Below are 7,429 nucleotides of genomic sequence, written 5' to 3'. Positions count from 1 at the left end.
GAAATCTACCTATGATAAAAAACAGTATTATGACAGGTTAATTCTCGAAAATATTTCTCATTATGAATCAGCAGCCCAAACACAGGAAGATATTGGCCTAGGGCTTTCTATTGCATCTGCTGTTGCTTCTGCTGTTGCTTCAATTGCCTATGGTGTTCCCCAAATCGGGTCGCCTTTTGCCTTGACTTATGGTGGTGTTCAACTAGGCGGGACACTATCGGCTATTGCTACTGGACTACAGAGTGGATCAAACTATACTAGTTATAGGTCGCAAAGACTACTAACAAATGGTAGTTATGATAGGCGCAAACAAGAATGGGTGTTTTCCTCGGCACAGGCAAAAGATCAAGCAGAAGAAATACAGAGTCAAATTTCAGCGAGTGAGGTTAGAATTAAAATAGCCCAACAAGATTTAATCAATCACACAGTACAAATCCAACAAAATAAAGACATTGCTGATTATTTGCAACATAAATTTACTAACGAAGCACTTTATCAATGGCTATCTGGTCGAATCGCTGCTTTGTATCACCAGCAATATCAATTGGCATTAGAAACCGCTGTATTGGCACAAAAAGCCTATCAATTTGAATTAAATAGTGAACAGGAATTCATTAATATTATTTATTGGGATTCTACACATAGAGGGCTGTTGGCAGGGGAAAGTTTACTCAGTAGTTTGGTGTCAATGGAGCAATCTTATAAAACTTATTTAAGTGACAGAAAACTGGAAATAGAAAAAACCATTTCTTTAAAAGATCTTAACTCACAAGCATTAATTGACTTTAAAACCAAAGGCGACTGCACCTTTCTTTTGACTCAAAAATTATTTGATCACGACTTTCCAGGGCACTATCAGCGTCAAATTAAAAGCATTTCTATTAGTATTCCTGCCATTATCGGTCCTTATCAAAATATTCATGCAACCTTATCGCAATCGCATAATTCCGTGGCATTAAGTGCCGATATTGAAGCGGTTAAATATTTATTAGGGCATAGCATCCAAGCACCAAAAAGTGCTCGTCAAGATTGGCGCAATAATCAAAAAATCGCTATTTCTCGTGGTATTGAAGACTCAGGCTTGTTCCAGCTTGACTTTAAAGATGAATTGTATCTACCTTTTGAAAATACGGGGGTAGTCTCAACATGGAACCTCTCTATGCCACTTGAAAATAATAAAATTGATTACAGTAGCATCTCAGATGTTATTATCAATATTCGCTATACTGCAATTGATGGTGGCAAGGATTTTTCTGATCAGGTAAATGAGTCATTAGCAAACAGTGCCGATTATCCAACTGCACTTTATTATGATTTAGCCCGAAGTTTTTCTAGTAATTGGCAAACTTTTATGCAAGATCGATCTAATGTCAAAAAGCAACAACTTAAGTTTGATTTTAATGCTAGAGAATTGAAATATTTTAATTCTGTAAGTTTGGATTCCGTTATTTTTAGGATTACCACTAGTTCCGATATCACTATCCCAAAAAATAGTGCAATATTATCACTAAATGTTAACAATAAAGAGGTTGCAGTTAACATAACCAACCAAGTGTCAGATGGTGATGGTGAGGATGTGTTAAGTCAATATTGGTGCTCAAAAAACAGCAACAAGGCTTCAAGTAACACTGTGACTGGTATCGGCTGGGCAACTAAATTAGACTTAGAGAAAAATAGCACCCAAGATACCATTGACACAAATTGGACATTATCATTTGATTTGATTGCTATGAGTGCAAATAAGGATTTTAAGGAAATGCTCAAAAATGACTTTCTTGACCCAGATAAGTTAATAAAAATTGAATTGATAGCACTGTGTTGTGGGAAACCAACCAAATAAAATGAAGTCAATAACCATGCCAAAATTATCCATCCCTAAAAGTGGTGGATCTTTCAGTGCAAGAACAGGCAGTTACGAAGTAGGTAATCAAGGCGAAGGCTCGTTTGGCGTTCCATTAGGAATACCCAATGCAAGAGGTGTAAAACCATCACTACATTTGTCCTATAACTCAGGATCGGGTATGGAAGTATTCGGGTTGGGTTTTAATCTAACCCTGCCCCATATCACCAGAAACCTAGATTATGGAGTACCTAATTATGATAATGACGATACTTTTACCGCTAGTGAACTGGGTGAATTGTTGGAAATCAAACGGGAAACGGTTGGTAAAACCCTTGTCGTTTCCTATATGCCAAGTATTGAATCGGGTTTCTCTAAAATTAAACAACTGTTAGCCACTGACCATAGTTCATATTGGGAAATAACAAACCATGCGGGCACAGTGCACATTTACGGTAAAGACGATAATGATAAAATAATCGATCCCAACGCTAAGCAAAGGATTTTACAGTGGAATATCAGCAGTAGCCGAGATGTAAAAGGCAACAATATTCTTTATCATTACAAGCGAGAGGACAGTGTTGGCGTCGACAAAACCTTACCCAGCGAAAAAAATAGAGTCGTTGGTGCCAATGTCTACCCTGCTAGTATTGAGTATGGCAACTGGCGTGAAACATCTACCAAAGAAGATTCTTACACCTATAAAGTGGTATTTGATTATGGTGAATATGATTTGTCCCACCCAGAAAGTGCCCCTAAAAAATGGACGCTAAGATCCGATCCTTTTTCTCATTATTCAGCTGGCTTTGAAAGGCGCTGTTACCGCTTGTGTCAAAACATCTTAATTTATCATCAATTTCCAACAGAAAATGAAGGGCAGCCTTTTTTGAATCACAGTTATAGCTTTACTTATCAAACAGAAAAACTGGCAGGTTTTAGTCAATTAGTTTCCTACTATCAAACAGGCTATAGAAAAGAAAATAACGCCTATCAAACACAAAAGTTGCCAGCCACCACTTTTGATTATGTTGAGCATAATTTTAGTGTGAATGACTACAAGGATATAGCATTGCCCAACCATTTGAGTATGCTGGAGGGGGGTCATAATTTTGAATTTATTGATTTAAAAGGTAACGGGATTCCTGGTGTTGTTTATAAAGATGAGGGTAATTTTTTATATGCCCAACCATTAGGTGACGGTAAATATAAAAAATTTACACCCATTAATATCCCAAGTTTTCATCGTGATATACGCACAGAAAGTTTTGCCGATTTAAACCATGATGGTAAATTAGACTTTGTGTATGGTAATGCACTTTACGGTGGCTTCTTTTTACAATCGGATAATGGGCATTTTTCCCCGTATCAAAATTTTGCACAATATAGTGCAGAATTTGTTAATCAAGTAGGTGCCAATGAGCATATTGATATTAATGGAAATGGACAAAGTGGTTTGATTCAAATCCATCAAGACACTATTATTGTTTATATAGGTTTGGATGAAAAAGGCTTTGCCAAGCCTTATCGGCTTAAAAACAGCAGTAATGTTCCTTTCCTTAGTCACGATGCAAAACACTGGATAGGTTTTGGTGATTTATTTGGCGATGGTAGAATTCATCGCATTAGAATTACCAACAAAAGTGTGGAAAGTTGGGCTTCTTTAGGTTGGGGGCGATTCTCCGAAAAAGTCGTGTTTGACAATGCACCTAACTTTAAAGATTTTGATTCAAGTCGATTGTACTTGGTTGATACTGATGGCTCTGGTGCAACTGATATTCTTTACTTTAATGCCGATAATTTTTATATTTTCCTTAATCAGTCGGGCAATGGATTTTCTGCCCCTATTACCATAGCGCTCAAAATTCCTTATAACAATCACTCTAAAGTTTGGATTAGCGATATTAAGGGAGCGGGTAGTTTGGGCTTTGTATTGTCAACACCAGGGTTTGACCCTGTTTGGTATGATTTTGCCACCAATGGAAAGCCACATTTACTATGCCACAGTAGTAATGGCTATGGCGGAGAATATAAAATATCACATTGTTCTTCAGTTGCGTTCTTTCTCGCTGATCAAGTACAAAAAAAACCATGGAAAACCAATGTGCCCTTTCCAATACAAGTGGTTGATAAAATTCAAGTAATAGATAATTTAACAGGATCAAGCTCAACTGTACGCCACGCTTACCATGAGGGTTATTATGATTCCTATGCAAGAAAATTTAGAGGCTTTGCTTACATCGAATTTTGGGACGATGAACAAACCAGTTTGCCCAGCAACACACTTGATCAACCCACGGCTTACACTAGGCAATGGTATTTTTCTGGTGTTGTGGATACAGACAATAGTTTCTACCAACATTTGGCAACTGAGTTTTATCAAAAAGATACCCGTGCTTATCACTTGCCTGGCAATAGTTTTCATTTTTCCATTAGCGATAATAAGACATTGCGAGAGGCTTATCAAGCATTTCAAGGGCATTTACTGAGAAGTGAAGTGTATGCTTTAGACAAAACTAAGCAATCCGATCAGCCCTATGAAGTAAGTGAGCATAATTACCAATTATCATTATTATATCGGGCTGATACAACTAAGGATGCATGGCATGGATCTGCTTCTTTTTTAGTCAGTGACAACGAAACTCTGAGTTATCACTATGAAAGAAATGCATCAGATCCAAGAATAGCCTATCAAGCACTTCTAAAATTAGATAAATATGGGCATCCTTTGTTGTCGTGCAATGTTGTTTATGGGCGTAGAAACAACAACAATACTGATGTGATCAATAAATTATATCCACAACAACAACAACTTAAAATAGCGCTCAATCAGCAAACTTATTTCAACCAAGACGATGCAAACTTGTTTTTACTCAGTGTGCCAATTAACACCACAAGTTATGAACTACACGGCGCCCAAAAACCCGACTTTAAAAAAAAGGATCACTGTTTTACTAAAGCGGATCTATCAAGTATCGCTGACACTGCCTTAAAGAACATAATTGCTTACGATGCATCGTTTACAAAAGATAAAATTCAAGCGCGTATGCTTAATAGCGCCAATCAGTTTTATTGGGACAAACAACAAAAAAATGTATTGCCCTACCGTCAAGCAAGTTTGCCACTTTTACCGCACCATCACGAATCCAGCGCTTATACACCTGAGCTCATTACCAAAGCCTACCAAGACAAACTCAGTGCCGATGATTTAAAAAATGCTGGCTATCTTTTGAAAGATAAACTCTACTGGACACAAAGCGATGTGGTGCATTATCAAGCAACATTTCAACTGATTAGTAGCGTGACCAATGTGTTTGGGAAGGATATTCAATTTCAATACGATCCACAAAGTTTATTTGTCATCAAAACAACAGACACATTGAAAGACGGATTTTCAGATAAAACGGTGCAACAATCAACGGTGGGGAAAATTGACTACCAAGCATTAAAGCCTTGGCAACTAATTGATATTAATAACAATACTCACGAGGTGGGCTATGATCCACTAGGGCGTGTTTATATTGAATCAATGCATGGTCAAACCAATAAGCAAGCAGAAGGCAACGAAGACATTAGTCATTACAAAAATATCTCTCAACCTACTTTGACAGATATTATAAAACAGCCTGATAAATATATTCAGTCTATAGGTAGCTATATTTTTTATGATGACTTTGCCTGGTTACACAATAAACAACCTGTGAACGATGTTTTTGTTAAGCGCGATACTTTTGTGCATCACCAAGGGGCAGAGAACAAAACACAATACCCTATTAAAATAACTTATTTTGATGGTTTGGGTCGTGCATTAGAGGTCAAAATGCAAACACAATACAATGACAAAATAACTTATATTTGTGCAGGCAGATCCGCTTACAACAACAAAGGCAAAAAGGTTAAATTTTATGAAAGTTATTATACTGATACCCCTGATTATAACGCCAATCTTCCCGTTGACATTCAGCCACCTGGTTTAAAGTATTACGACCCACTTGGCAGGTTATATCAAACACAAACCTCCAAAGGTTTTATTTCAAAAACTCAGTGGAGTGCATGGCACGAATCAAATTATGACCGATGTGATACCATTAAAGACAGCCCTTATTATAAAGGCGTTATGTCTGGAAAAATCCCTGCCACGGCTGATGAGAAATTGGCATTAAAAAATTCCGAGATTTTTTACCAAACGCCAGCATACAAATTATTAGATTCACAAGGGCATGTGTTTTTGCATTTATCAATACTATTGGATGCCAAAGAAACAAAGCCACAATACTTGGCAACCACCACAACCATTGATTTTCAAGGCAGAGTTATTGCTCAAGCCGACCCACGATTAGGAGCACTTAATCCACCCATACAAAATATTCAAACCACTTATAGTATGGGTCATGACAAAACCTCTGTTATGATATGGGACAATGTAGACAGTGGCACGCACATTAGTTTTTTTGACATCCGAGGCTTGTTGTTGAAAAAATGGGACAGTCGTGGTTTTTGTATATCTACAACATACGACAACCAAGGTAGACATATCTATCAGTATGTTTCAGGAGAAGAAGGCAAGTTAAAAATGGACAACAGAGTGCATCAGTTTCATTACGGTGATTTTGTAACTGATGCATCAATTAATAATTTAAACGGCAAAACCGTCATTATTGAAGATGCCTCAGGCAAAACGGAAAACTTAATTTACAATATTACTAACAATTTACTCAACCAAAGGAAAACCTTTTTAGTTGATTACAAACAACAACCTGACTGGAGAAAAAACCCAATATTAGAAGATACACACTACCAAACCACTTGGCAATTTAACGCTGTCAATAAAATAACATTGCTGCAAACTGCCGATGGCACACAACAAAAGTACCACTACAATTTGGTGTTGCAACCCATTGGTTTAACCACAACATTTAGCGACAAAACTCAAATAGCACATATTAAATCACTTGATTACAATGCTCAAGGGCAAGAGGAAAAAATACATTATGGCAACGATGTTGTTGTTGAGCATTATTTTGAAAAAACCACCCATCGAGTCATTAAAATACAAAGCAAAAATAAGTCAGGAAAACTGCTACAAGACTTGCTACATGTCTGGGACCCAGAAGGGAATTTAAGTTATTTGACCGATAATACTATCAAATTACTTCTCCCCGAAGCCAAAGATTTAGACTGTAAAAGCGCTTATACTTATGATTCACTGTATCGATTAAAATCTTCTACAGGTTATCAGCACACAGGTATTAAAAAAGATACTCATGTATCGGGATTTAAACAAAGCATTTATATGCCTTTGCCAGATCCTAAAGAGAATGAGTAGCATTGAGTTTTACCGCCAAACCTACACCTACGACACAGGTAACAACCTAAGCAACCTATCTCACCAAGCAAACAGTAGCACTTGGCAACAAACTCTCATCATCCACCCAAACAATAACCGTGGTACCGAAAATAACAACCAAAATAACTTTGACGCTAACGGTAATTTATTAAATTTAGACAATATTGGCAACCTAGATTGGCATTACAACAACACCCTTAACCAACTCACCAAAACAGACAAAAGTAACACTACAGAGTACTATA

General features: G+C 37.1%; 2 protein-coding genes and 1 pseudogene. All 3 read left to right on the top strand.

What is annotated here, in order from left to right:
- The coding region (locus BAZSYMA_RS10130; protein WP_479385933.1) for a Tc toxin subunit A-related protein at positions 1-1,840 on the top strand (1,840 nt) is incomplete at its 5' end.
- Position 1,841: 1 nt separating this feature from the next.
- Positions 1,842-7,163, top strand: a complete 5,322-nt coding sequence (locus tag BAZSYMA_RS08955; RefSeq protein WP_090718240.1) for a SpvB/TcaC N-terminal domain-containing protein — start codon at positions 1,842-1,844, stop codon at positions 7,161-7,163.
- A pseudogene (locus tag BAZSYMA_RS08950) lies at positions 7,156-7,429 on the top strand (RHS repeat-associated core domain-containing protein); the annotation flags it as partial. The gene BAZSYMA_RS08955 and the pseudogene BAZSYMA_RS08950, both read left to right, overlap by 8 nt.

This window comes from Bathymodiolus azoricus thioautotrophic gill symbiont (assembly GCF_001298715.1).
Classification (GTDB): Bacteria; Pseudomonadota; Gammaproteobacteria; order PS1; family Pseudothioglobaceae; genus Thiodubiliella.
This window is presented reverse-complemented; position numbering and strand designations above follow the sequence as displayed.